Source organism: Paraburkholderia sp. RAU6.4a, from assembly GCF_050435625.1.
Taxonomy (GTDB): domain Bacteria; phylum Pseudomonadota; class Gammaproteobacteria; order Burkholderiales; family Burkholderiaceae; genus Paraburkholderia; species Paraburkholderia tuberum.
In genome coordinates this window covers 3776993-3799711 of record NZ_JBNDKQ010000002.1, presented here as the reverse complement: position 1 = coordinate 3799711, position 22719 = coordinate 3776993, and the positions used below count along the sequence as shown (strand labels likewise).

At 63.2% G+C, this 22719-nt stretch carries 21 protein-coding genes and 2 pseudogenes; 15 read left to right on the top strand and 8 right to left on the bottom strand.

Going from position 1 to position 22719, the window contains the following annotated elements:
- Nucleotides 1-122: 122 nt before the first annotated feature.
- From OKW40_RS22405 to OKW40_RS22370, 8 genes and pseudogenes are all read left to right on the top strand, one after another.
- Entirely contained in the window at nucleotides 123-473 is a 351-nt protein-coding gene (locus tag OKW40_RS22405) for a YqhA family protein (protein WP_184062143.1), read from the top strand.
- Nucleotides 474-524: 51 nt separating this feature from the next.
- Nucleotides 525-2049 (top strand): annotated as a pseudogene (locus tag OKW40_RS22400) (fumarate hydratase).
- 202 nt (nucleotides 2050-2251) lie between these two features.
- Complete coding sequence (bfr, locus tag OKW40_RS22395) at nucleotides 2252-2731, top strand: bacterioferritin (RefSeq protein WP_018418627.1); 480 nt, start codon at nucleotides 2252-2254, stop codon at nucleotides 2729-2731.
- 164 nt (nucleotides 2732-2895) lie between these two features.
- Entirely contained in the window at nucleotides 2896-3783 is an 888-nt protein-coding gene (murI, locus tag OKW40_RS22390) for a glutamate racemase (protein ID WP_429356908.1), read from the top strand.
- Between the two features lie 149 nt (nucleotides 3784-3932).
- Nucleotides 3933-4187 carry a (2Fe-2S)-binding protein gene (locus OKW40_RS22385; protein ID WP_090803857.1) on the top strand — a complete coding sequence of 85 codons (255 nt, stop codon included), beginning with the start codon at nucleotides 3933-3935 and terminating at the stop codon, nucleotides 4185-4187.
- A 328-nt stretch (nucleotides 4188-4515) separates the two neighbouring features.
- Nucleotides 4516-5253 carry an energy transducer TonB gene (locus OKW40_RS22380; protein WP_429491522.1) on the top strand — a complete coding sequence of 246 codons (738 nt, stop codon included), beginning with the start codon at nucleotides 4516-4518 and terminating at the stop codon, nucleotides 5251-5253.
- Nucleotides 5254-5281: 28 nt separating this feature from the next.
- Entirely contained in the window at nucleotides 5282-6013 is a 732-nt protein-coding gene (locus OKW40_RS22375) for a MotA/TolQ/ExbB proton channel family protein (protein ID WP_429491520.1), read from the top strand.
- 16 nt (nucleotides 6014-6029) lie between these two features.
- Nucleotides 6030-6449 (top strand): ExbD/TolR family protein, encoded by a 420-nt coding sequence (locus OKW40_RS22370; protein WP_090803854.1) that lies wholly within the window; start codon nucleotides 6030-6032, stop codon nucleotides 6447-6449.
- 434 nt (nucleotides 6450-6883) lie between these two features.
- Here the strand turns inward: OKW40_RS22370 and OKW40_RS22365 are convergent, their stop codons facing one another.
- Nucleotides 6884-7894 carry a LysR family transcriptional regulator gene (locus OKW40_RS22365; protein WP_187613915.1) on the bottom strand — a complete coding sequence of 337 codons (1011 nt, stop codon included), beginning with the start codon at nucleotides 7892-7894 and terminating at the stop codon, nucleotides 6884-6886.
- A 122-nt stretch (nucleotides 7895-8016) separates the two neighbouring features.
- Between OKW40_RS22365 and OKW40_RS22360 the strand changes: the two genes are divergently transcribed.
- The 4 genes from OKW40_RS22360 (at nucleotide 8017) to hemP (ending at nucleotide 10511) form a co-directional block, all read left to right on the top strand.
- Entirely contained in the window at nucleotides 8017-8895 is an 879-nt protein-coding gene (locus tag OKW40_RS22360; RefSeq protein WP_429491518.1) for a pirin family protein, read from the top strand.
- 204 nt (nucleotides 8896-9099) lie between these two features.
- On the top strand, nucleotides 9100-9498 hold the full coding sequence (locus OKW40_RS22355; protein ID WP_429491516.1) for an OsmC family protein: 399 nt from the start codon (nucleotides 9100-9102) through the stop codon (nucleotides 9496-9498).
- Between the two features lie 85 nt (nucleotides 9499-9583).
- Nucleotides 9584-10066 carry an SRPBCC family protein gene (locus OKW40_RS22350; protein WP_090803848.1) on the top strand — a complete coding sequence of 161 codons (483 nt, stop codon included), beginning with the start codon at nucleotides 9584-9586 and terminating at the stop codon, nucleotides 10064-10066.
- A gap of 184 nt (nucleotides 10067-10250) precedes the next feature.
- Nucleotides 10251-10511, top strand: a complete 261-nt coding sequence (gene hemP, locus OKW40_RS22345; RefSeq protein ID WP_090803846.1) for a hemin uptake protein HemP — start codon at nucleotides 10251-10253, stop codon at nucleotides 10509-10511.
- Between the two features lie 278 nt (nucleotides 10512-10789).
- Here hemP and OKW40_RS22340 read toward each other — a convergent pair whose 3' ends face one another.
- From OKW40_RS22340 to uvrB, 5 genes are all read right to left on the bottom strand, one after another.
- On the bottom strand, nucleotides 10790-12199 hold the full coding sequence (locus tag OKW40_RS22340) for a 4Fe-4S binding protein (protein WP_429491515.1): 1410 nt from the start codon (nucleotides 12197-12199) through the stop codon (nucleotides 10790-10792).
- On the bottom strand, nucleotides 12196-13041 hold the full coding sequence (locus OKW40_RS22335) for an FTR1 family iron permease (protein WP_429491513.1): 846 nt from the start codon (nucleotides 13039-13041) through the stop codon (nucleotides 12196-12198). Before OKW40_RS22335 ends, OKW40_RS22340 begins: the two co-directional genes overlap by 4 nt.
- Before the next feature lie 108 nt (nucleotides 13042-13149).
- Nucleotides 13150-13482, bottom strand: a complete 333-nt coding sequence (locus OKW40_RS22330) for a cupredoxin domain-containing protein (protein ID WP_429491512.1) — start codon at nucleotides 13480-13482, stop codon at nucleotides 13150-13152.
- A gap of 111 nt (nucleotides 13483-13593) precedes the next feature.
- Nucleotides 13594-14142 carry an iron transporter gene (locus OKW40_RS22325; RefSeq protein ID WP_184032585.1) on the bottom strand — a complete coding sequence of 183 codons (549 nt, stop codon included), beginning with the start codon at nucleotides 14140-14142 and terminating at the stop codon, nucleotides 13594-13596.
- A gap of 340 nt (nucleotides 14143-14482) precedes the next feature.
- Complete coding sequence (gene uvrB / locus OKW40_RS22320; RefSeq protein ID WP_184062154.1) at nucleotides 14483-16576, bottom strand: excinuclease ABC subunit UvrB; 2094 nt, start codon at nucleotides 16574-16576, stop codon at nucleotides 14483-14485.
- A gap of 510 nt (nucleotides 16577-17086) precedes the next feature.
- Between uvrB and OKW40_RS22315 the strand changes: the two genes are divergently transcribed.
- Nucleotides 17087-18286 carry an amino acid aminotransferase gene (locus tag OKW40_RS22315; protein ID WP_090803836.1) on the top strand — a complete coding sequence of 400 codons (1200 nt, stop codon included), beginning with the start codon at nucleotides 17087-17089 and terminating at the stop codon, nucleotides 18284-18286.
- A gap of 155 nt (nucleotides 18287-18441) precedes the next feature.
- On the opposite strand, the gene OKW40_RS22310 is transcribed toward OKW40_RS22315, so the two are convergent.
- Together OKW40_RS22310 and OKW40_RS22305 are read right to left on the bottom strand one after the other, a co-directional pair.
- A complete protein-coding gene (locus OKW40_RS22310) occupies nucleotides 18442-19674 on the bottom strand; it encodes a patatin-like phospholipase family protein (protein ID WP_429356900.1) in 1233 nt (410 codons plus the stop codon).
- A 10-nt stretch (nucleotides 19675-19684) separates the two neighbouring features.
- Entirely contained in the window at nucleotides 19685-20482 is a 798-nt protein-coding gene (locus tag OKW40_RS22305; protein WP_090803833.1) for a 3-hydroxybutyrate dehydrogenase, read from the bottom strand.
- A 235-nt stretch (nucleotides 20483-20717) separates the two neighbouring features.
- Here OKW40_RS22305 and OKW40_RS22300 point away from each other — a divergent pair.
- Both OKW40_RS22300 and OKW40_RS22295 read left to right on the top strand, forming a co-directional pair.
- A pseudogene (locus OKW40_RS22300) lies at nucleotides 20718-21690 on the top strand (potassium channel beta subunit family protein).
- 119 nt (nucleotides 21691-21809) lie between these two features.
- The gene (locus OKW40_RS22295; protein WP_429491510.1) at nucleotides 21810-22655 is read left to right on the top strand and encodes a 23S rRNA (adenine(2030)-N(6))-methyltransferase RlmJ; all 846 of its coding nucleotides are present in this window, start codon (nucleotides 21810-21812) and stop codon (nucleotides 22653-22655) included.
- Nucleotides 22656-22719 lie beyond the last annotated feature (64 nt).

Here is a 22719-nt window from a genome sequence, read left to right as displayed (position 1 = left end):
CCCTTCGGTGGCCGCGCCCCGCACCGCCGTCGGCGCCTGGCCCCCTGTTCCGTCACCCGCGCTTCATCTGACCGTTGCCTATGTCCGCTTCGCGACCCGCCTCCGCCCGTCCGCGCCGCCCCATGCGCGCGCTGCCCCACCTCGTTTTCATGAGCCGCTGGCTGCAGGTGCCGCTGTACCTCGGGCTGATGCTGATCATGGTGATCATCGGCGGCTATGAAACGTTCGTATCGCGCCTCGGCCTCGACGGTCATCCGGACGAACCGGAATGGCTCGATCACGTGAACGCCGGCGTGCTGAAAGTGAAGCTGTCGATGGCGCTGATCAGCATCTCGTCGATCCATCTGCTGAAGACCTTCATCAGCCCCGACCAGAACACCACGCACACGCACCCCAAACATTTCGAAGGGCCCGCGGCCTTGCACGCCGTGGGTGGCACCAGAATTTCCACTCCCATGAAAGCGCAAGACTGACCGCACCGTGCTGCGATCCGACAACAAGCGCCACTCCCCACTGAGCTAGCCATGACCGTCATCAAACAGGAAGACCTGATTCAGAGCATCGCTGATTCGCTGCAGTACATCAGCTACTACCATCCGCTCGACTACATCGAAGCGCTCGGCCGCGCGTACGAGCTCGAACAGAGCCCCGCAGCGAAGGACGCGATCGCGCAGATCCTGACCAACAGCCGCATGTGCGCCGAAGGCAAGCGCCCGATCTGCCAGGACACCGGCATCGTCACGGTGTTCGTGAAGGTCGGTATGGACGTGCGTTGGGACGGCGCGACGATGAGCGTCACCGACATGATCAACGAAGGCGTGCGCCGCGGTTATCTGAATCCGGACAACGTGCTGCGCGCATCGATCGTGAGCCCCCCCGAAGGCGCGCGCAAGAACACCAAGGACAACACGCCGGCCGTGATCCACTACGAGATCGTGCCGGGTAACACCGTCGACGTGCAGGTCGCGGCCAAGGGTGGCGGCTCGGAGAACAAGTCGAAGTTCGCGATGCTGAACCCGTCGGATTCGATCGTCGACTGGATCCTGAAGACCGTGCCGACGATGGGCGCGGGCTGGTGCCCGCCGGGCATGCTCGGCATCGGCATCGGCGGCACCGCTGAGAAAGCGATGGTGATGGCGAAGGAATCGCTGATGGACCCGATCGACATTCAGGACGTGATCGCGCGCGGCCCGAAGGACTGGATCGAAGAGCTGCGCGTCGAGCTGCACGAGAAGGTACAACGCACTCGGTATCGGCGCGCAGGGCCTCGGCGGTCTGTCCACTGTTCTCGACGTGAAGATCATGGCCGCGCCGACGCACGCCGCATCCAAGCCGATCGCGATCATCCCGAACTGCGCGGCGACCCGCCACGCGCACTTCACGCTCGACGGTTCGGGCGTCGCCAAGCTCGAAGCGCCGTCGCTCGACGCATGGCCGAAGGTGCACTGGGAACCGAACACGGAAACCAGCAAGCGCGTCGACCTCAACACGCTGACGCCGGAAGAAGTGGCGGGCTGGAAGCCGGGCCAGACGCTGCTGCTGTCGGGCAAGATGTTGACGGGCCGCGACGCCGCGCACAAGCGCATCGCCGACATGCTCGCTAAGGGCGAGAAGCTGCCGGTCGATTTCACGAACCGCGTGATCTACTACGTCGGCCCGGTCGATCCGGTGCGCGACGAAGCGGTCGGCCCGGCGGGCCCGACCACTGCGACGCGGATGGACAAGTTCACCGAGACGATGCTCGCGCAAACGGGCCTCATTTCGATGATCGGCAAGGCCGAGCGCGGCCCGGTCGCGATCGAGGCGATCAAGAAGCACAAGGCCGCGTATCTGATGGCCGTCGGCGGTGCGGCGTACCTCGTGTCGAAGGCGATCCGCAGCGCGAAGGTGCTGGCGTTCGAAGAACTCGGCATGGAAGCGATCTACGAGTTCGACGTGCAGGACATGCCGGTCACGGTCGCCGTCGATTCGAACGGCACCTCCGTGCATCAGACCGGCCCGAAGGAATGGCAAGCCAGGATCGGCAAGATTCCGGTCGCCACGGCTTGATGAGTCGCGATTAACGCTACTCAGGTCAGTCGAAAAGCCGGGGCCGCGATCCCGGCTTTTTCTTTCCGTGCGTCATGCACGCGCAAGGCGCCGCACGCACGAGGCCGCCAACGCCGCCAACAGTTGTATCGGATCTCTTGGCTTTTTTGGACATGGCGTTTATTGTTGTTGGAAATTCAAGGTTCCCGAAAAAGGAAATAACATGCAAGGCGACAAGAAGGTCATCGAATATCTGAACGCGCAGTTGAAGAACGAACTGACCGCGATCAATCAATATTTCCTGCATGCCCGAATGTACGGCCACTGGGGCCTCGACAAGCTCGGCAAGCACGAGTACGACGAGTCGATCGGCGAAATGAAGCATGCCGACATGCTGATCGAACGGATCTTCATGCTCGACGGTCTGCCGAATCTGCAGGACCTGCACAAGCTGCTGATCGGTGAGGAAACCAAAGAGATCCTCGAATGCGATCTGAAGCTCGAACAGATTTCGCAAGGCACCTGCAAGGAGGCGATTGCCTACTGCGAATCGGTGCGCGATTTCATCTCGCGCGAAATCTTCACGAAGATTCTCGACGACACCGAAGAGCACATCGACTGGCTCGAAACCCAGCTCGATCTGATCGACAAGGTCGGTATCCAGAACTACCAGCAAAGCGCGATGGGCTCGGTCGAGTCCTGATCGAAGCACGCTGAAGCATCCCGCGCGGTAGCGGCACGACGCCTGCCCAGCAGGCATTCGCGCCGGACCGTACCGCACGGGCGATATACTTGCGCGCTTGTTCGCGCCTCACCGTGGTTTCGCCCTTTTCGCCGACCGCCACTTCACGCTCGTTTTTCTCGCCTATGCCCGTCCCTTCGCCGTCGCCGACTGTCCGCAGTGTTGCCGCTGGCGCCGCGTCGCAGGCGCCGATCGGCATTTTCGATTCGGGGCTCGGCGGCCTGTCCGTGCTGCGCGCGGTGCGCGCGCAACTGCCTGACGAGGCGTTGCTGTATGTCGCCGATTCGCTGTACGCGCCCTACGGCGAGCGCGACGACGACTTCATCACCGACCGCACGCTGGCCATCGGCGAATGGCTCGCCGCACAAGGCGCGAAGGCGCTCGTGGTCGCATGCAATACGGCGACCGCGCAGTCGATCGCGCTGGTGCGCGAAAAGCTGCCGATTCCGCTCGTCGGCGTCGAGCCGGGTGTCAAGCCCGCCGCGCTGCAATCGAAAAGCCGCGTCGCCGGCGTGCTGGCGACCCAGGCGACACTGCGCAGCGCCCGCTTCCAGGGGCTGCTCGAACGCTACGCCGCCGACTGCCGCTTTCTGTGCCAGCCCGGCCACGGGCTCGTGCAGGCGGTCGAGCGTTGCGACGTCGGCTCGGCCGAGCTGCAGGCGCTGCTGCGCAGCTACCTGGAACCGATGCTCGACGCGGGCGCCGACACGCTGGTGCTCGGCTGCACCCATTACCCCTTTCTCGACGCGGCGATCCGCGACATCGTCGGCGAGCGGCTCGCGCTGATCGACACGAGCGTGGCGATCGCGCGTCAGCTCGAACGCGTGCTCGAGCAGCACGGCCTGCGCGCCGCCGCGTCGGCCGGGGGCACGCCGCTGCCGCGCTTCTATTCCACCGACGACGGCATCCATCAGCAGCAACTCGCCGCCACGCTGCTGCGGATCGAGGCCGCGGTCGAGCAGGTATCGATACCGTCGGGCCGCACGGCCGCATCGGATTCTCGCGCCGCCTAGCGCCGGCAACCGGCGCGCGCCCCGCCCTTCCTGCCGACGAAATCCATTCTAAGAGTCTGGTTTTGTTACAAAAAATCGCACGGGACGCTTGCCAAACGAACCAAACAAAATGATAATAATTCGCATTAACGTTAGCTATGACGCCTGCCATGATCGTCTGTGTCTGCAAATCCGTATCCGACCGCACAATCCGCTCCTCGATTGCGGACGGCATCGACTCGTTCGACGAGTTGCAGTTTGAACTCGGCGTCGCCTCGTGCTGCGGCAAATGCGAGGAATCCGTGCGTGACGTGATGCTGCAAAGCGGTGTGTGCGCGAGCCGTTGCGGCGTGGTCGAGCATCGGCAGGTGCAGAGCGTCGCCGAGGTCGTGCAAGTCGCGTTCTACGAGCGCAAGGCAGCCTGAGCTCAGCTAGCAGGGCCGGTGCAAGCCGTGTCGGTGCGTCTAAAGCCCCTCCGCTTCACGCACGCTTTATGTAACGCTCCGATGCGACGTTGAATGTGCCGCACGTCTGCAACACAACCGCAGTACTGTCCACCGTACTGCGTTATCCCACCGCCGTCAGCAAGCCAGTACTCGTACCAGCCAGCTACCCCGCTCCCCCTTCGAAAGGAGTTCGAGATGGAATTGCTGATTGGTTTCGTGACTACTTTGTTCATTTCGCTGCTGATTTTCCGAACATGACGATGCCCTGTTTGACGCGCCGCCCGCACGGCGCGCTGCCACACTGACCATGCAGGCTCCGCATCCCGTTTCCGCCGGCGCCCCGCTGGCGTCGTCCACCCGACCGAATTCTCGCGCGCTGACGGCCACTGCCATAGTCGCCGCGGTTCACGTCGCTCTGCTCGCCGTGATCATGACGCTGCGTCACGAGCCTGTACCGGTCGCGCTCGAATCGCACGTGATGACCGCCGAACTGCTGCCGCCCGCGCCGCTCGCCGCGCCGGTCGCGCTGCAATCGATCGCTCCGCCGCCGCCCCGGCCGACACCGCCCGTCCATACGACGCCGAAAGCCCAGCCGAAGCCGACTCCGACGCCCAAGCCGACGCCAACTCCGTTGCCACAGGCCGCTGCGCCATCGCCGACGCGGGTCGCGGCGCCCGATCCGACGCCGCCCGCGCCCGCCGCGCCGGCGACACCGCCCACCGCGGCAGCGCCCGCGATCGGCAAGCCGACGATGGAAATCAGCGCGCCGAAAAACGTGCCGCACCTCGATTGCAATATCAGCCAGCCCGAATACCCGGCTCTATCGCGGCGCCGCGGCGAATCCGGCACCGCGTACGTGCACTTCGTCGTCGGTCTGACCGGCAAGCTCGAGAACATCGAGTTGAAGAAAAGCAGCGGCTTTAGCCGTCTCGACGACGCGGCCTTGGCCGCCGTACGCGCGAGCGCCTGCAAGCCGTATCTCGAGAACGGCGAACCCGTCAGGGCCGCGTACACCCAGCCTTTCAACTTCAATCTGACCGACTGAAGCAAGATTTCAAAAACAAGGAATTGCAATGCAAAACTACGGATTGGCACACGTGTGGGCGCAAGGGGATTTCGTGACGCGCGGTATCGCGCTCGCGCTATTGATCATGTCGGTGATGTCGTGGAGCGTGATCGTCGTCAAAGGCTGGAACGTGATGCGCCTGAAGCGCCTGACGAAGAACGCCGAGCAGGCGTTCTGGCATTCGGACGACCTCGCCGACGGCGTGAAGAAGCTCGGCGGCGGCGCCTCGACGCCGCATGACAACCCGTTCCTCGCGCTCGCGCTGTCGGGCCAGGAAGCGGCCGACCATCATCACCAGACGCAGCCGCATCTGCACGACCGCATGGACGTGTCCGACTGGATCACGCGCTGCCTGAAAGACACGATGGACGAAAGCGTCGCGAGCATGCAGAGCGGTCTCGCGATTCTTGCGTCGATCGGCAGCACCGCGCCGTTCGTCGGCCTGTTCGGGACCGTGTGGGGCATCTATCACGCGCTGCTCGCGATCGGCGCGAGCGGCCAGTCGTCGATCGACCAGGTCGCCGGCCCGGTCGGCGAAGCGCTGATCATGACCGCGTTTGGTCTGTTCGTCGCGATTCCGGCCGTGCTCGGCTACAACGCGCTGACGCGCGCCAACAAGGCGATCGTCGCGAAATTGAGCCGCTTCGCGCACGGGCTGCATGCGTTCTTCGTAACGGGTGCCCGTCTGTCGTCGACCAAGCGCGGCGACGGCCTGCGTCTCGCAACCCGCGCCAACTGATCGACGAGGCATTCCAATGGCAATGAGCCCTTTCGCCGGAGACGATGACGACGGCCTGATGAACGAGATCAACATGACGCCGCTCGTCGACGTGATGCTGGTTCTGCTGATCGTCTTCATGGTGACGATTCCGGTGATCCGTCACGCGGTCAAGATCGATCTGCCGCACGCGAGCAGTCAGAGGGAAGATACGAAGCCCGCGCAGGTGACGGTGTCGATCGACGCGGACGGCAACGTGCTGTGGGACAGCACCAAGGTCGACGATGCGGCGCTCGCCGCGAAGATCGCCGCGGCCGCGCAGGCGAGCCCGCAGCCGGAGTTGCATCTCGATGCGGACCGCAAGGTGCCGTACGAGAAGGTCGCTCAGGTGATGTCCGCCGCGCAGGCTGGCGGACTGACGAAGATCGGTTTCGTCACGCAGCCCAAAGCGAAGTAAACGGTAACGTGGCACGCGGAGCGGCAAGCGGAGCAGCGCGCTCGTCTACGGGAAAACCCTTTTAAACAGGGCCAAAAAGTAAAAGGCCTTCATCGTCGGATGAAGGCCTTTTTTTGTGCGCACTCGGCGCCTTCGGGCGGCGGGATCATTTGCCATCGGCCGAAGACTGATAGCTTTTATCACCGCATGCGAGGGCCGTGGTCGACACGGACAACGCGGTCAGCCCTATCAGGCCCGCTATGATAGCGGCCATGAGTTTTCGCATAGGACACTCCTTAGCGAAAGGGATTTCACTATATGCCTGTGTGTGCGCGCATTCAAGCACGCGGCCATTGAAAGTAATCATGACAGGCCGCGCTTAAATGCTAAAAACGATTTGCGAAGCGCGCTAGCGGCCCGCAGCGCACCCTGCCCCCTCAAGTTGCCACAGAGCCTCATGAAACCGCCGCCGACACAGCGGAGGAAGCCCTCGCCACCGATCCCTGCGCCGCCGCTTTTTCGGCGCGCTCAGGACACTCGCCGATGATGTGCTTGCCCTCATCCGGATCGAGCATCTCGACCAGATAATCGACAAACGCGCGCACGGCCGGCACCATCCCCTGACGCGACACGAACACCGCGTACAACTGCGGCGTCGGAAAACTCCAGCCCGGCATCACGGGCGACAGTTGCCCCGCTCTCAACGCGGCTCCATACATCATCTCCGGCAATGCGGCGATGCCGACGCCGGCGAGCACCGCCTCGCGAATCGTCATCAGATCGGCGGTCACGAGGCGCGGCTCGTGTTCGTGAGCATGGCGCGTGCCGTCGGGCGAGATCAGGTTGTACACGTGGCGGCCATCGCTCGTCGGCACGTCGAGTGTTTCGAAGCGGTTCAGGTCGCCCGGCGTCAGCGGCGGCGCATTCTGCTGCAGCAGGCTCGGCGCGCCGACCAGCATCTGCTCGGTGCGCCACAGCGGCCGCACGACGATGTTCGCGTTTTCCGGCGGATCCGAACGCACGCGCAGTGCGACGTCGATCGAATCCTCGAACAGATCGACCACGCGATTCGTCACGCGCATCACGACGCGCACCTCGGGAAAGCGGTGCATGAATTCCGGCAGGATCGTCGACAGAATCGTCTGCGAGATCGTAACCGGCACGCTGACGCGCACCGTGCCGCGCGGCGACGAGCGCAGCTGCTGCACGACATTGACCGCCGCCTGCGCTTCGCTGAGCATCGCCTGACAGTGCTGGTAGAACAGCTGCCCCGCTTCGGTCAGTGCGAGCTTGCGAGTGGAACGCTGCAACAGGCGCACGCCGAGCGACGCCTCCAGCTCCGTGAGCCGACGCGACAGGCGCGACTTCGAGATGCCCAGCACCCGCTCGGCGGCCGAAAATCCGCCATGTTCGACGACCTGCGAAAAGTACATGAGGTCGTTCAGATTGTGTGAATCGATCTTCATCTCATCGTTCCATGAATAGAACAATCCATTGCTGACGGGCGGCTGGCACCGCCAAAAACGGTCCCTATAATAGCCCCATGTTTCAGAAATCGCGCTATTCCCCATTTTTCGAGGTGATATTGATGACTACGTCACGCACGATCGAACGCACGTTCCCGTCGGTTCGCACAGTGGAGGGCGGCGGATTCATCGTTTATCGACCGTTTCCGACGCGTCTGCTGATGGACTTCGATCCGTTCCTGCTGCTCGACGAAATGGGGCCGGTCGACTATGCGCCAGGCGAGGCCATCGGCGCGCCCGATCATCCGCATCGCGGCTTCGAGACGGTCACCTATGTGCTCGAGGGCCAGTTCGGCCACAAGGATTCGGCGGGCCATTCCGGCACGCTGCACGCCGGCGACGTGCAATGGATGACCGCGGGCGCGGGCGTCGTGCATAGCGAAATGCCGGACCCGGAATTCACGCGCACCGGCGGTCGCGTGCACGGCCTGCAGCTATGGGTGAACCTGCCGCGCCGCGACAAGATGATCGCGCCGCGCTACCAGGAAATCCCGTCGACACGCATTCCGGCCGCGACGTCCGAAGACGGTCAGGTGCGCGTGAAGGTCATCGCGGGCGAAGCGCTCGGCGTCAAGGCCGCGATCGAAACGCGCACGCCGATCCTGTATCAGCATTTCTCGTTGCAGCCGGGCGCGACGATCCGCCAGCCGGTACCGGCCGACTATCGCGTGTTCGCGTATGGGCTGTCCGGCAAGGGCGTGTATGGCGAAGGCGACGCGCGCGCGGACATCGACGCGCGCACGATGGTGGTGTTCGCCAACGACGGCGACGCGGTGACCATTACGGCCGGCGACGAACCGCTCGAAGTGCTGCTGCTCGGCGGCGTGCCGCTGAAGGAGCCGGTGGTGCGCTATGGCCCGTTCGTGATGAATACCGAAGACGAGATCCGTCAGGCGGTGATCGACTATCAGGCCGGGCGGATGGGCGCGATCACGCACTGACAGGCAGCGCCTGCCGCGCGTTTGTCACGCCTGTCGGCGCGAGGCGAAGCTTGCCACCAGCCACGCGCGCGCCGCCAAATCACCCGCCTCGGGGCGCGAACGCCGCTAAATTCGTTCACAATATCGGCTCATGTCGCGCGGCCCGCGTTGATTTCGACAGTCCGCGGCGCGCGACGCTATTAGATCCCTAGCAGAGGAGCGCACATGGCAGAGCCCACCGTCACCGCCCACATCGGTTCGACGAATTTCCAGGTCGTGTTCGACGACGGCAAGCACACCTGGCTTGCCGACGAACCCGAATCGCTAGGCGGCGGCGACCGCGGCCCGACGCCGGTCTCGCTGCTGCTGTCGAGCCTCGGCGCTTGTACGTCGATCACGCTGAAGATGTACGCGCAGCGCAAAGGCTGGCCGCTCGCGGGCGTACGCGTCAAACTGTCGATGGAAACCGGCGACGCAGGCTCGACGATCGACCGTCAGATCATGCTCGATGGCGAACTCTCCGACGAGCAGCGGGAACGGCTTTTGCAAATTGCCAATGCGTGCCCGGTGCACAAGATCCTCACGCACACGATCTCGATCCGCTCCGCGCTCGCGGTCGCTTAACAGCCGCAGCAAACGCGCATAGGACGGTCGGACGCCGTCCGTTCGGGTCACGGGTATTGCAATATTTTCATAGGACGCAGTCGTCTTGAATTTCGAACACCTTATTCAGATCAACGATCCGTTGAATCCCTTCGTCGAATCGATGACGCGCGAGCAGCTGTGGGAAGGGCTCGTGCTGCGCGCCGAGCAGCCGCAACTGTTCGTGATTGGTCTCGACAGCTGCACGATCCTGTCGCGCGACGGCAATGTGCTCGAGCGTGAGTTGCACTACGGCCAGGCCACCGTGCGCGATCGCGTCACGCTGCAGGAAAGCGAAAGCGTGCGCTACGACATCCTGCCGACCGCCGAGCACGTCGGCGGCTCCCTGACGATGACGATCGAGCAGCCCGATGAGCTGCAGTTGTTCCTACGCTTCGAGTACGCGACCACGCTGCCCGTCTCGACCGACCAGGACGCCGTGCAGACGCAGGAGATCGTCAAGTCCGCGTATCGCGAGAACGATATCGATACGGTGCGGCTGATCCGCCAGTACGTCGCGGCCGGGCAGGAACCGGGACCGTTGCACTGACATACCGCGCGGGCGCCCTGCCCGCGCTTTCGCGGGGCGATGTCAGAATGGCTTCCAGAATCGCCATCTAGACGCACTTTCATTCAGCTATCAAAAGTCGGATCCGATCAATTTCTCGATCTTGTAAATAGGAATGGTTATCATTTAGAATGATCACATCGAATCGACGAACAAGCTAAAACGAATGACCGATATGACTCGCTCCTCCACGCTCAGCCTACGCCGCTCGGCGGCCGCGCTAACCAGCCGCCCGAAATCGTCGACGACGGCCGCGCCCGCGGCGAAACCCGGCGCGCAACGCACCGCCGGCCAGAGCGAGACGTCGGAACGGGTCGTGCGCAGCGACGCGCTGCTGCAAGGCCATAGTCACATCAGCATCGTGCACAACGGCGACACGTATCAACTGCGTGCAACGCGCCTCGGCAAGCTGATCCTGACGAAGTAGCAAGACACGAGGTAAGTACCGGGTATTGTGGGGACCACCTCCCAGAGAGGTGTTAGGCATTAGCCAGCCACGACGGTTTGCACGCGAGAACTAGACCCCTTCGTGCAGACACCAAGCCAGCCGTCGCAGCAAGCCAGGCCGCTTTTTTGGTTCTCGCTCGAAAGCCGATGCGCGCAACGGCGTACATCGCTGAAAATGATAAAGCCGTGGGGTGTCACCATCCCACGGCTTTTCGTTTGCGCTTGCGCCTGCGTTCGCACCGGACACAGGCTAAAGACTTACTTCGAGGCCCAGCCCCAGAACATCAGCCACCACGCGCTATTGACGACCGCCAGCGCCGCGACGAACCACAACATCGCCAGCACGCGTTGCACGAAGCGCTCGCTGTAGCGGCGCGTGACGAGCCACGCGAGCCATGCGCTCCACGCGCTCGCAATCACGAGAATTGCGATGCGCAGATCCGACGCCCACCACAGCGACACGTGCTCGGCGCGCAGCAGCGACAGCGTCGTCGCCGACAAACCAAGGAATACGCCCGCGCCCGCGATCGGAATCAGCCCCTGCGTCAAGTGATGCAGACGCGTTGCGTCGAAGCGCCCGAGCATGCGCGTCGCGCCCGTCAGCAACAGCAGCAGCGCGGTGCCGTAGACAAGCGCCGTCGACAGGATGTAGCCGATCAGCAGCGAGCCGTCGAGCCACGAGAACACGTCGTTCTGGTCGGGGTAATGCGTGAACAGGAACCACGGCGCGTTGGTGTCGAGCGGCCACGTGATGTCGCGATCGACGAGCCACGTCGCGGCGAACATCTTCAGGTCGATGAACCAGCGCGACGCGGTCCAGTGGAACGCGCCGATCGCGATGCCGAGCAGGCCGTACAGGATCAGCGCGGTGTCCCACGGGTTCGCGTTCTTGTCGCCCAACTGCACGACTTCGGTCGACGGCTTGCGCCACGTCAGCGCGATCGCATCGCGGTGTCCGCTGCAGCGGCCGCACATATGGCAGTCCGCCGCGCCTTTCATGTTGCGCAACGGCACGAGCGGCGCGCAGTTGATCGGAATCACGCGATGCCCATGCTCGCCGTTCTTATACGAGCGGCGCCACGCGTCTTCGTCGACCTTGTAGTGAAACGGCGCGAGCCGTGACAGAAGCGAAAAAACCCCGTTGACCGGGCACAGGTATTTGCACCAGACGCGCTTCTCGCGTCCGTATAGCAGACCGATCACGATTGCCGCGAAGGTCGAGCCGCCGAGCACCAGCAACACCGCTTTCGGATACTGGTAGACGCTCACCATCTGCCCGTAGATCGTCGTGATGCCGAACGCGACGAACGGCCAGCCGCCCCAGCGCATCCAATGCGGAATCGCGCGGCCGCGGCCGAATTTGCTCGCGAATTCGGCGAGCGCGCCCTCCGGACACAGCACGCCGCACCAGACGCGGCCGAGCATCACCATCGACAGCAACACGAACGGCCACCAGATGCCCCAGAACACGAACTGCGCGGCGAGCGTCAGGTTGTTCCACAGATGCGCGGTGTCGTCCGGCAGCGGCATCAGCGCGGGCACGACGATCAGGAACGCATACACCGCGACCACGACCCACTGGATGCCGCGAATCACCGCGCCGTGGCGCTGCATCCACTGGCCGGCCGCCGCGAGGCGGCCCGACCGGGAAGCCGTCACGGCGCTCATGCCGCGCGCCCTACCGTCTGCTGCGCGGGCTTGCGACTGGCGCGGCGCACGAGCAGATAAACGACCGCCCAATACACGGCATAGGCGAGCAGATTCATCAGCGCCGGATGCGCGCGGTAGCCGGTCAGCGTTGCGACGAGCGAACCGAAGGTGCTCGAGTCATCGAGAATCGCCGACGAATTCCACAGCTGGCCGACGAGCGTCGGCAGGATTTCCTTGTCGATCAGCTTGTCGACGCCGGTCTGGAACAGCCCCGCGCCGAGGAACAGCAGCATGATTTCGGTGACGCGAAAAAAGAGCCGCCACGAGATGATCTTGCCGCCGAGCTGCAACACGTAGAAGGTCAGGAACGCAAGCGCGAGACCGATCACGACAGCGAGCATCTGACTGCCGCCGACATGACCCGACTGGCCAAAGCCGAGGCCGTACAGGAAGATCACGGTTTCGCTGCCTTCGCGCGCGATCGCCAGTGCGACCAGCAGCGCCACGCCCCACCAGTTCGAATCGCGCTGGCTCTTTTGCAGCGACTGTTCCATGTCGCGCTTCAGCGTGCGGCCGTGCTGCTTCATCCACAGCACCATCTGCACGATCAGCACGCAGGCGATGAGCACCATCGCGGTCTGGAAGTAATCCTGCGCGTCACCGGAGAGTACCTCGGTGAAGCCGACCAGCGCCGCGCCGAGCGCCACCGCCGCGATCACGCCGGCCGCCACGCCGCCCCACAGGTACGGCAAGCCGCGGCGGGCGTCGTCGTCGCCATTTTTCAACCATGCGTACAGGATGCCGACGACCAGCAGTGCCTCGACGCTCTCCCGCCACACGACGAACAGAATCTGACCCATTCAAGCTCTCCCTTCGATCCTTCTACAGCCCGCTTCCGTTGCCTCGCGCGACCGACAGCGCCCGCTTGCCGTGGCGAGTTCGCGTTCGCATTCGATCGAGACCACTGCTTACTTCGCGACGATCACGCCCTGCGCCTGGTGGTGAAAGTCGTCGAAAAACTTGTATTCGCCCGGCTCCAGCGGAGCGATCACGACGAACGAATCGGCGCCCGGCGCCAGAACCTTCTCTTTACGCAACTGCACGCTTTCGAATTCGGCCGCGCCCTTGCCGGTGTTGCGCACTTCGATCTTGATACGCTGGCCTGCCGGCACTTCGATGCGGGCCGGGTTCAGTTTGCCGTCGTTCATTTCGAGCTTGAAGGTCGGCAGGTCGGCTGCATGAGCCGTGGCCGCCAGGAAAAACGTGGCGGCAAGCATCGCGATCTTTCGGTTGATTCTCATTGCCCTTTCCGGAAAACGCGACGCGCCAATGCCAGATATGACTCCGACTGTCCGCGCGCCGTCTGCTGCATTCACTGATACGTTGAGCGACACATTGGCACCGCGCGCCGATCAGTAACCGCCCTTCTTGCCGATGCCAGCGAAGGTGAAGTCGTATTCGAGCGTGATTGGCTTGAACCACGGACCCACGCCGGTTTCCTTGTCGACGTGACGGCCGAACGCCATGTGGCCCATCTGCATCGGCGGTTCGACGATCAGCTTCAGGTGATACTTGCCCGGGCCTTGCAGCTTGACGTTGTCGCCGTAGTGCGGACCATCGTTCGCGACCATCGGCATCAGGTCGCCCTTCAACGGCTGGTTCGAGCCGGCCTTCGTCAGTTCGTAGTGCACCTGCAGATACGGCATCCAGTCCCCTTCGGCGAAACCGGTCGGATTGTTCTTGACCGCGTGGATGTCGGACTCGAGGTGGATGTCCGAATCCGACGCCTTGCGCATCATGCCTTCGGGTTCCATCGTGACCGGCTGCAGGTAGACCGCGCCGATTTCCATGCCGCCCTGGATCTGCTGTTTGCCGATCGGATATTCGGCGGCCGAGGCCGACAGCGCCGCGACAGCAGCTACCGCTGCCGCGCCACCGCGCACAAAGGAAGAAATCCGCATTGAAGCTCCTTGTTTCTATCAGACTGGAATCGATTTCATTGAAACGCTGCGCTCGCAAGTCAGATGTAAATTTAAATGCGAACCATTCTCAATATTGGGGCGAGTTTATCATCGATCGTTGACGAGAACAAACCTGTCAGCACGCTCTGCCTGATGTCAGCAGGGTCTTAAGGCTCGCTTAAGAAACGCTCGTGCGGCGGGGAAACAGGGACGGAATTCGTCACGGCCAAGTTGGCCGCGCCGACGGCTGCAGCGGGAGCTAAAGCGCCGGCCGATGTGAACAGGCGCGGCGAATGGCCGCGCCCTTTCGTGGTGGACAAAAGCGGTGGAGGGACGCTAGCTATTCGACGCCCGACACGTGGTCGCCGACGTTCGCGCCGAACACGCGCTGACGCAGCAGCGCTAGCTGGTCGCGGGTCTGCGCGGCCTTCTCGAATTCGAGATTCTTCGCGTGCTCCATCATCTGCTTTTCGAGGCGCTTGAGCTCCTTGGCGAGCTGCTTCTCGGACATGTCCTCGAACTTCGCGCGAGTCTGCTGCTCCTTCAACTCGGCACGCGCTTCGTCGATGTTGTACACGCCATCGATGATGTCGCGAATCCGTTTCACGACGCCGCGCGGCGTAATGCCGTGCGCGGCGTTGAACGCGATCTGCTTCGTACGGCGCCGCTCGGTTTCGTCGATCGCGCGACGCATCGAGTCCGTGATGTTGTCTCCGTACAGAATCGCCTTGCCGTTCACGTTACGCGCCGCCCGGCCGATGGTCTGGATCAGCGACCGCTCGGCGCGCAGGAAGCCTTCCTTGTCCGCGTCGAGAATCGCGACGAGCGACACCTCGGGAATATCGAGCCCCTCGCGCAGCAGGTTGATCCCGACCAGCACGTCGAACGCGCCGAGACGCAGATCGCGGATGATCTCGACGCGCTCGACCGTGTCGATGTCGCTGTGCAGATAGCGCACCTTGATGCCGTGGTCGGCCAGGAACTCGGTGAGCTGCTCGGCCATCCGCTTGGTCAGCGTCGTGACCAGCACGCGGTCGCCGGCCTTGATGCGCTCGTTGATCTCGCCAAGCACGTCGTCGACCTGGCTGCGCGCCGGCCGCACCTCGATTTCAGGGTCGACGAGGCCGGTCGGACGCACAAGCTGTTCGGCGACCTGCCCCGCGGTCCTCTTCTCGTAATCGGCGGGCGTCGCCGACACGAACACGACCTGGCGCATCTTGCGCTCGAACTCGTTGAACTTGAGCGGCCGGTTGTCGAGCGCCGACGGCAGCCGGAAGCCGTAGTCGACGAGGTTTTCCTTGCGCGCGCGGTCGCCGTTGTACATGCCGTTCAGCTGGCCAATCAGCACGTGCGATTCGTCGAGCATCATGATCGCGTCGGGCGGCAGGTAATCGACGAGCGTCGGCGGCGGCTCGCCCGGCGCCGCGCCCGAGAAGTGCCGCGAATAGTTCTCGATGCCCTTGCAGAAACCGAGCTCCTGCAGCATTTCGAGGTCAAAACGGGTGCGCTGCTCGAGGCGCTGCGCCTCGACGAGCTTGCCTTGGCTATAGAAGAATTCGAGGCGCTCGCGCAGCTCGGCCTTGATCGTTTCGACGGCGCGCAGCACGGTATCGCGCGGCGTCACGTAGTGCGACGACGGATACACGGTAAAGCGCGGAATTTTCTGTCGCACGCGGCCGGTGAGCGGATCGAATAGCTGCAGTGTTTCGATTTCGTCGTCGAACAGCTCGACGCGCACCGCCATCTCGGCGTGCTCGGCCGGGAAGATATCGATCGTGTCGCCGCGCACGCGGAACGAGCCGCGCTGGAAGTCGGCTTCGTTGCGGCTGTACTGCATCGCGATCAGCCGCGCGATGACGTCGCGCTGGCCGAGCCGATCGCCGGTGCGCAGCGTCAGGATCATCTTGTGGTATTCGGACGGATTGCCGATACCGTAAATCGCCGACACCGTCGCGACGATCACCACGTCGCGCCGCTCCATCAGGCTCTTGGTCGCCGACAGCCGCATCTGCTCGATATGCTCGTTGATCGACGAGTCTTTCTCGATGAACAGATCGCGCTGCGGCACATACGCTTCCGGCTGGTAGTAGTCGTAGTACGAAACGAAGTACTCGACCGCGTTGCGCGGAAAGAACTCGCGGAACTCCGAATACAGCTGCGCGGCGAGCGTCTTGTTCGGCGCGAACACGATCGCCGGGCGGCCGAGCCGCGCGATCGTGTTGGCCATCGTGAAAGTCTTGCCGGAGCCGGTCACGCCGAGCAGCGTCTGGAACGCGAGACCGTCGCCGACGCCTTCGACGAGCGTGTCGATGGCCGTGGGCTGGTCGCCGGCGGGCGGATACGGCTGGTAGAGCTTGAACGGTGAACCTTCGAACGCGATGAATTTTGATTCGTCGAGCGTATCGTCGGCTTCAGTCAGATGGTGTTCGGACATGAGGGGCGGCACCGGGCCTTGGGCAAAGAATCATTCTAACGGGTTGCGGAAAGCGAAGATCGAGCGGGCTTACGTAGGGCGGCCCTGGGCGCCGGTGTGTTATGGCCCTTTGCGGACTTGCGTGCCCTGACGGGGTTTACCGCGAACTCCCATGCCGGGCTGTGTCCTCCACGCCAGGCGTCATCGTGGCGCAGTCAGCGCCAATGGGCAGCGCACCTCGGCCTGGTCGCGCCGTCGACATCGCCACACCCGCTCGAATTCCTTACTGCCACATGGCTCTCCAGTGCCTGTTTTTCAAGCAAATAATCGCCTTTTGCCCGTCTGGTCGTCCGAAAAAAGCGCCCGGATTCGTTACAATGCGAAGTTGCGCTCGCTCGCCGCTGTCCATAGGCCGTCCCCGATTTTCGCGTTTCGTCGAACTCACGCCCACCCGCGAAACGCCGCCGACGCCCCAGATGGAGCCGCTCGCGCGCGAAGCCGCCCTCTTTTCACTACTGCTGCCCACCCATCATGTCTCTGTTCTCCGCCGTCGAACTTGCTCCCCGCGACCCGATTCTGGGCCTGAACGAAGCTTTCAACGCCGATACGCGCGCCACCAAGGTCAACCTCGGCGTTGGCGTGTACTTCAATGAAGAAGGCAAGATTCCGCTGCTGCGCGCCGTGCGCGAGGCGGAAAAGGCTCGCGTCGAAGCCGCGCTGCCGCGTGGCTATCTGCCGATCGAAGGTATCGCCGCTTACGATGCCGCCGTGCAAAAGCTGCTGCTCGGCAACGACTCGCCGCTGATCGCGGCCGGCCGCGTCGTCACGGCGCAGGCGCTGGGCGGCACGGGCGCGCTGAAGATCGGCGCGGACTTCCTGAAGCGCGTGAATCCGAATAGCAAGGTCGCGATCAGCGATCCGAGCTGGGAAAATCATCGCGCGCTGTTCGAAGGCGCGGGCTTCGTGGTCGAATCGTATCCGTACTATGACGCGCAGACGCACGGCGTGAACTTCGACGGCATGTTGAGCGCGCTGAACAGCTATGAGGCGGGCACGATCGTCGTGCTGCACGCGTGCTGCCATAACCCGACCGGCGTCGACCTGAGCGTCGAGCAGTGGAAGCAGGTCGTCGAGGTCGTCAAGGCGCGCAACCTCGTGCCGTTCCTCGATATCGCCTACCAGGGCTTCGGCGACAACATCGAAGCGGACGCGGCAGCCGTGCGTCTGTTCGCGGCGCAGGAACTGAACGTGTTCGTGTCTTCGTCGTTCTCGAAGTCGTTCTCGCTGTACGGCGAGCGCGTCGGCGCACTGTCGATCATCACCGCGAGCAAGGAAGAAGCGGCGCGCGTGCTGTCGCAACTGAAACGCGTGATCCGCACCAACTACTCGAACCCGCCGACGCACGGCGGCTCGGTGGTCGCGGCCGTGCTCGCATCGCCGGAACTGCGCGCGACATGGGAAAGCGAACTGGGCGAAATGCGCGAGCGCATCCGCGCGATGCGCAATGGTCTCGTCGAGCGTCTGAAGGCAAGCGGCGTTGATCGTGACTTCAGCTTCGTGAACGCACAGCGCGGCATGTTCTCGTACTCGGGTCTGACGGCACCGCAAGTGGACCGTCTGCGCGAAGAGTTCGGTATCTATGCGGTCAGCACGGGCCGCATCTGCGTGGCTGCGCTCAATACGCGCAACCTCGACGTCGTCGCCACCGCGATTGCTCACGTGCTGAAGTAAGGCGATTCACAGCGCGGAGGTTTGCCGTGCAAGTGCAGCAGGTTCGCCGCTGCCACCGCCTGTAAAAACGGCGCCCTTTTCTGAAAGGGCGCCGTTTTTTTATTTTCTGACGGTTCGGCCTTGGTTGGCGCAGCGTCGGGGCTCTCCGCGAGGAATCAGCGCGAATCCCGATGAATATCGTGGGTGACGAACCCGGCATCGTTTTCCGGCATATCGAGCCAGTCGGGCTGCTCGAGAGAACGGAGAATATCTTCAAGACCGCTTCGCCAATGCTCGCGCATCGTCGACAGACCGAATTGAAAGTCCTTGTAGTGTCCTTCGTATTCCTTGTGCCGGTAGATCAGGTGAATCACGTTGTAGCGCTTTGAACACGACAGATCTTCGGCCAGCTTGCACCACGGATCGTCGCGTTGGTCTTCTGGCACACGGTCCAGCACCTCGCGCAGTACGTGGCGGAAACGCTGCGAGCGCTGCAGCATGTCGGTCACGAGACGCGTACGGCTCGAATACTGGATGTCTTTCATGCGGCCCTGCACGTCGGTGAGGTTGTCCGGCACCGGCCCGATCGCGCTCCATAGGTCGACCTGAAACGCGAGCGTGTCGCGACGCGGCGTGGACTGGAGCATCTCGTAGAGCGGCGTATTCGACATCAGGCCGCCGTCCCAGTAGAACTGACCGTCGATCTCGACGGCCGCGAAGCCCGGCGGCAACGCGCCAGACGCTATGAAATGCTCGGGCCTGAGCGTGGTGTGGGTATTGTCGAAGTACGCGAAATTGCCCGTGCCGCAATTCACCGCGCCCACCGACACGCGTATTCCGCCGGAATTAATCCGGTCGAAATCACACAGCGACTCGAGCGTGGCCTTCAGCGGCGTGGTGTCGTAGTAGCTCGCCAATTGCGGCGGACCGGACACCGTGGGCAACGGCGGTGGGAAACGCGGCACGAAAAAGCCCTTTTGCCCTTCGACGATCGCGCTCATTGCCTGCGCTGCCGTAAATGCCTTGCGCACCGCTTCGCTCGAATTGAACAGCAGGTGCTCGATCGGAGCCGGCAAGGGCGCCCCGAACGCCGGCTGGCAGATCGTCTCCCAGAATTGCAGCAGACGCTCGACGCGTCGTTCCGGTGGATTGCCCGCAATGATCGCCGTATTCAGTGCACCGATCGAGATGCCCGCGATCCAGTTCGGTTCGATGCCGGCTTCGTAAAGTCCCTGAAAGACGCCGGCCTGATAGGCGCCGAGCGCGCCGCCGCCTTGCAGCATCAGCGCGACGGTTTCGTAGTTGGGCAACCGGAGATGCCGGCGCGGGCGGGCGGCGACCGACGGACCCGCGCCCTCCCCGTCGCCCGACACGCCCACCCGTGCCCGCTTCAGATTGCGTTGCGCCATGGGCCGCCCCTTAGTGCATGTACCAGCCGTGGCTCACGACGAACGACTGGCCGGTCAGCGCCGCGCTCGGGAATGTCGACAGGAACAGCACGGTCTGCGCGACGTCTTCGACCGTCGTGAAGATACCGTCGACGGTACCGCCCAGCATCACGCGCTTGATCACTTCCTCTTCGCTGATGCCGAATTCTTTCGCCTGCTCGGGAATCTGCTTGTCGACGAGCGGCGTGCGCACGAAGCCCGGACACACGACGTGCGAACGCACGTTATGCGCAGCGCCCTCTTTGGCAAGCACGCGCGACAGGCCCAGCAGAGCGTGCTTCGCGGTCACGTACGCCGACTTCAGCGGCGAGGCGAGATGCGAGTGGACCGAGCCCATGTAAATCACGACGCCGCCGCGATTGTCCTTGTACATGTGCTTGAGCGCGGCCTTGGTGGTCAGGAACGCGCCGTCCACGTGAATGGCCTGCATCTTCTTCCAGTCCGAGAACGAATAGTTTTCGATCGGATTGACGATCTGGATGCCGGCGTTGGAAACGAGAATGTCGATCGAACCGAATTCCTCGGCGACCTTGTCGATCCCCTGGTTGACGGCATCTTCGTTCGTCACGTCCATTGCCACGCCGATTGCCTTACCGCCGCCCTTTCTGATTTCTTCAGCCACGGCGTTCGCGCCGTCCTGGTTCAGGTCGGCGATCGCGACCGCAGCACCCGCGGCCGACAGAGTCAACGCGATCTGTTTGCCGATGCCGCTCGCGGCACCAGTGACGACGGCAACTTTGCCGTTCAGATTCGAGTTCAGAGACGACATCCAGAACCTCCATGCAGTTGATGAGCAATGAGACCACGAGACCGCGCGCGGCGAGAAGTCGGCCAAACGGTATAGACCGTTCGGCGGATGCAGCGCGGCGGCCGACTTTGCTATTGTGCATGAACCCTGTGAACGACATAGGTAAAACGCACATCGAGCCGTATCTCTTTAAACTGGACGCTTTCGGGCTGAATCCGGGCTCCATTCCCGTGGCATCACCAACCAGGAGACATGCATGAATTATCGACGTCTGGGCGCGCTCGGGCCTGCAAGTGAGCGAGTTGTCCATCGGCTCATGGGTCACGTACGGCAACCAGGTGGATCACCGCGCCGCGCGCGAATCGCTTGCCGCTGCGCGCGACGCGGGCGTCAATTTCTTCGACAACGCCGAAGTCTACGCGGGCGGCAAATCCGAGGAGATCATGGGCCATGCGTTGAAGGAGCTCGCGTGGCCGCGCGTGAGCTACGTCGTGTCGACGAAATTCTTCTGGGGACTCAACGAAGCGCCGAACCAGTACCACACGCTGAACCGCAAGTACCTGATGAACGCGATCGACGCGTCGCTGAAGCGCCTGCAGCTCGACTATGTGGATCTCGTGTTCTGTCATCGTCCGGACCCGAACACGCCGGTCGAGGAAACGGTGTGGGCAATGAGCGACATGATCGCGCGCGGCAAGGCGCTGTACTGGGGCACCTCGGAATGGAGCGCCGACGAGATTCGCGCCGCCTATGAAATCGCCGAGCGGCATCATCTGCACAAGCCGGTCATGGAGCAGCCGCAATACAACCTGTTTCACCGCAAACGCGTCGAGCAGGAATACAAACGGCTCTACGAGGACATCGGCCTCGGCCTGACCACGTGGAGCCCACTCGCATCGGGTCTGCTCACCGGCAAATATCGTGACGGCGTGCCAGCCGACAGTCGCGCGCAGTTGCAGGGCTATGACTGGCTGCGTCAGCAGCTCACGGACCCGACCCGGAACAACGTGGTCGGCCAGCTCGGCGCGGTCGCCGACGAGCTCGGCTGCACGGTCGGTCAGCTCGCGATCGCGTGGATTCTGAAGAATCCGAATGTCAGCACGGTGATCACCGGCGCCTCGCGGGTCGAACAGATCGGCGAAAACATGCAGTCCGCCGAGGTGGCCAAGCGCATCACACCGGAGATAAAGCAGCGGATCGAGGAGATCATCGGCGACGCGCACGAGTAATCGCGCGCGCAGCGCCACGCACCGGGTGGCTAACCGGGCACGCGCGGTCGCGTACAATACGCGACCGCGCGTCGCCGGCTCCTTCGGGCCAGCCTGCGCTCTCTCAGCGTCCTCTCATCATGCTCAGCTACCGCCACGCCTTTCATGCCGGCAATCACGCCGACGTTCTGAAACACGCCGTCGTGTTGCAGCTCCTGCGCTACCTTGGCCAGAAGGACAAGGCCTTCTGGTATATCGACACCCACGCGGGCGCCGGCGTTTACTCGCTGAAGGAAGGCTACGCGACGAAGACCGGCGAGTTCGAAACGGGTATTGCGAAACTGTGGGGCCGCAACGATCTCCCGCCGCTGTTCGCCGAATACGTCGATGAAGTCAGCGCGCTCAATGCCGATGGCCAGTTGCATTTTTATCCGGGCTCGCCGTATCTTGCGTGGCGACAACTGCGCGCGCAGGATCGTATGCGGCTCTTCGAATTGCACAGCACCGAAATCGAAGTGCTGCGCCACAATTTTCGCGACGCGGGCCGACGCGCAATGCTGTATGCGGGCGACGGCTTCGACGGGATTCTCACGCTGTTGCCGCCCGCGCCGCGCCGCGCGCTGATCCTGCTCGACCCGTCGTATGAAGACAAGCGCGATTACGGGCGCACGCTGCGCTGTGTCGAGGAAAGTCTGAAGCGGTTTCCGACCGGCACGTACGCGGTCTGGTATCCGCAGGTCAAGCGCCCTGAGTCGCAGCGCTTTCCCGATCAACTGAAGCAGTTGCAGAAGGACAACTGGCTGCACGTCAGCCTGAGCGTCAGCAATCCGCCGGAAGACGGCTATGGGCTGTTCGGTAGCGGCATGTTCATCCTGAATCCGCCGTATACGCTCGCCAAGACGCTGAAGGATCAGATGCCATGGCTCGTCAAAACGCTCGGCGAGGACAAGGCTGCGACGTTCAAGGTCGAATATCGCGGCAATTGAACGTGATGAGCGGCGCGTGAGCGTGCCGCGCGCGGTTCCCCGTCAGCTGTCTTGCGCAACCCGA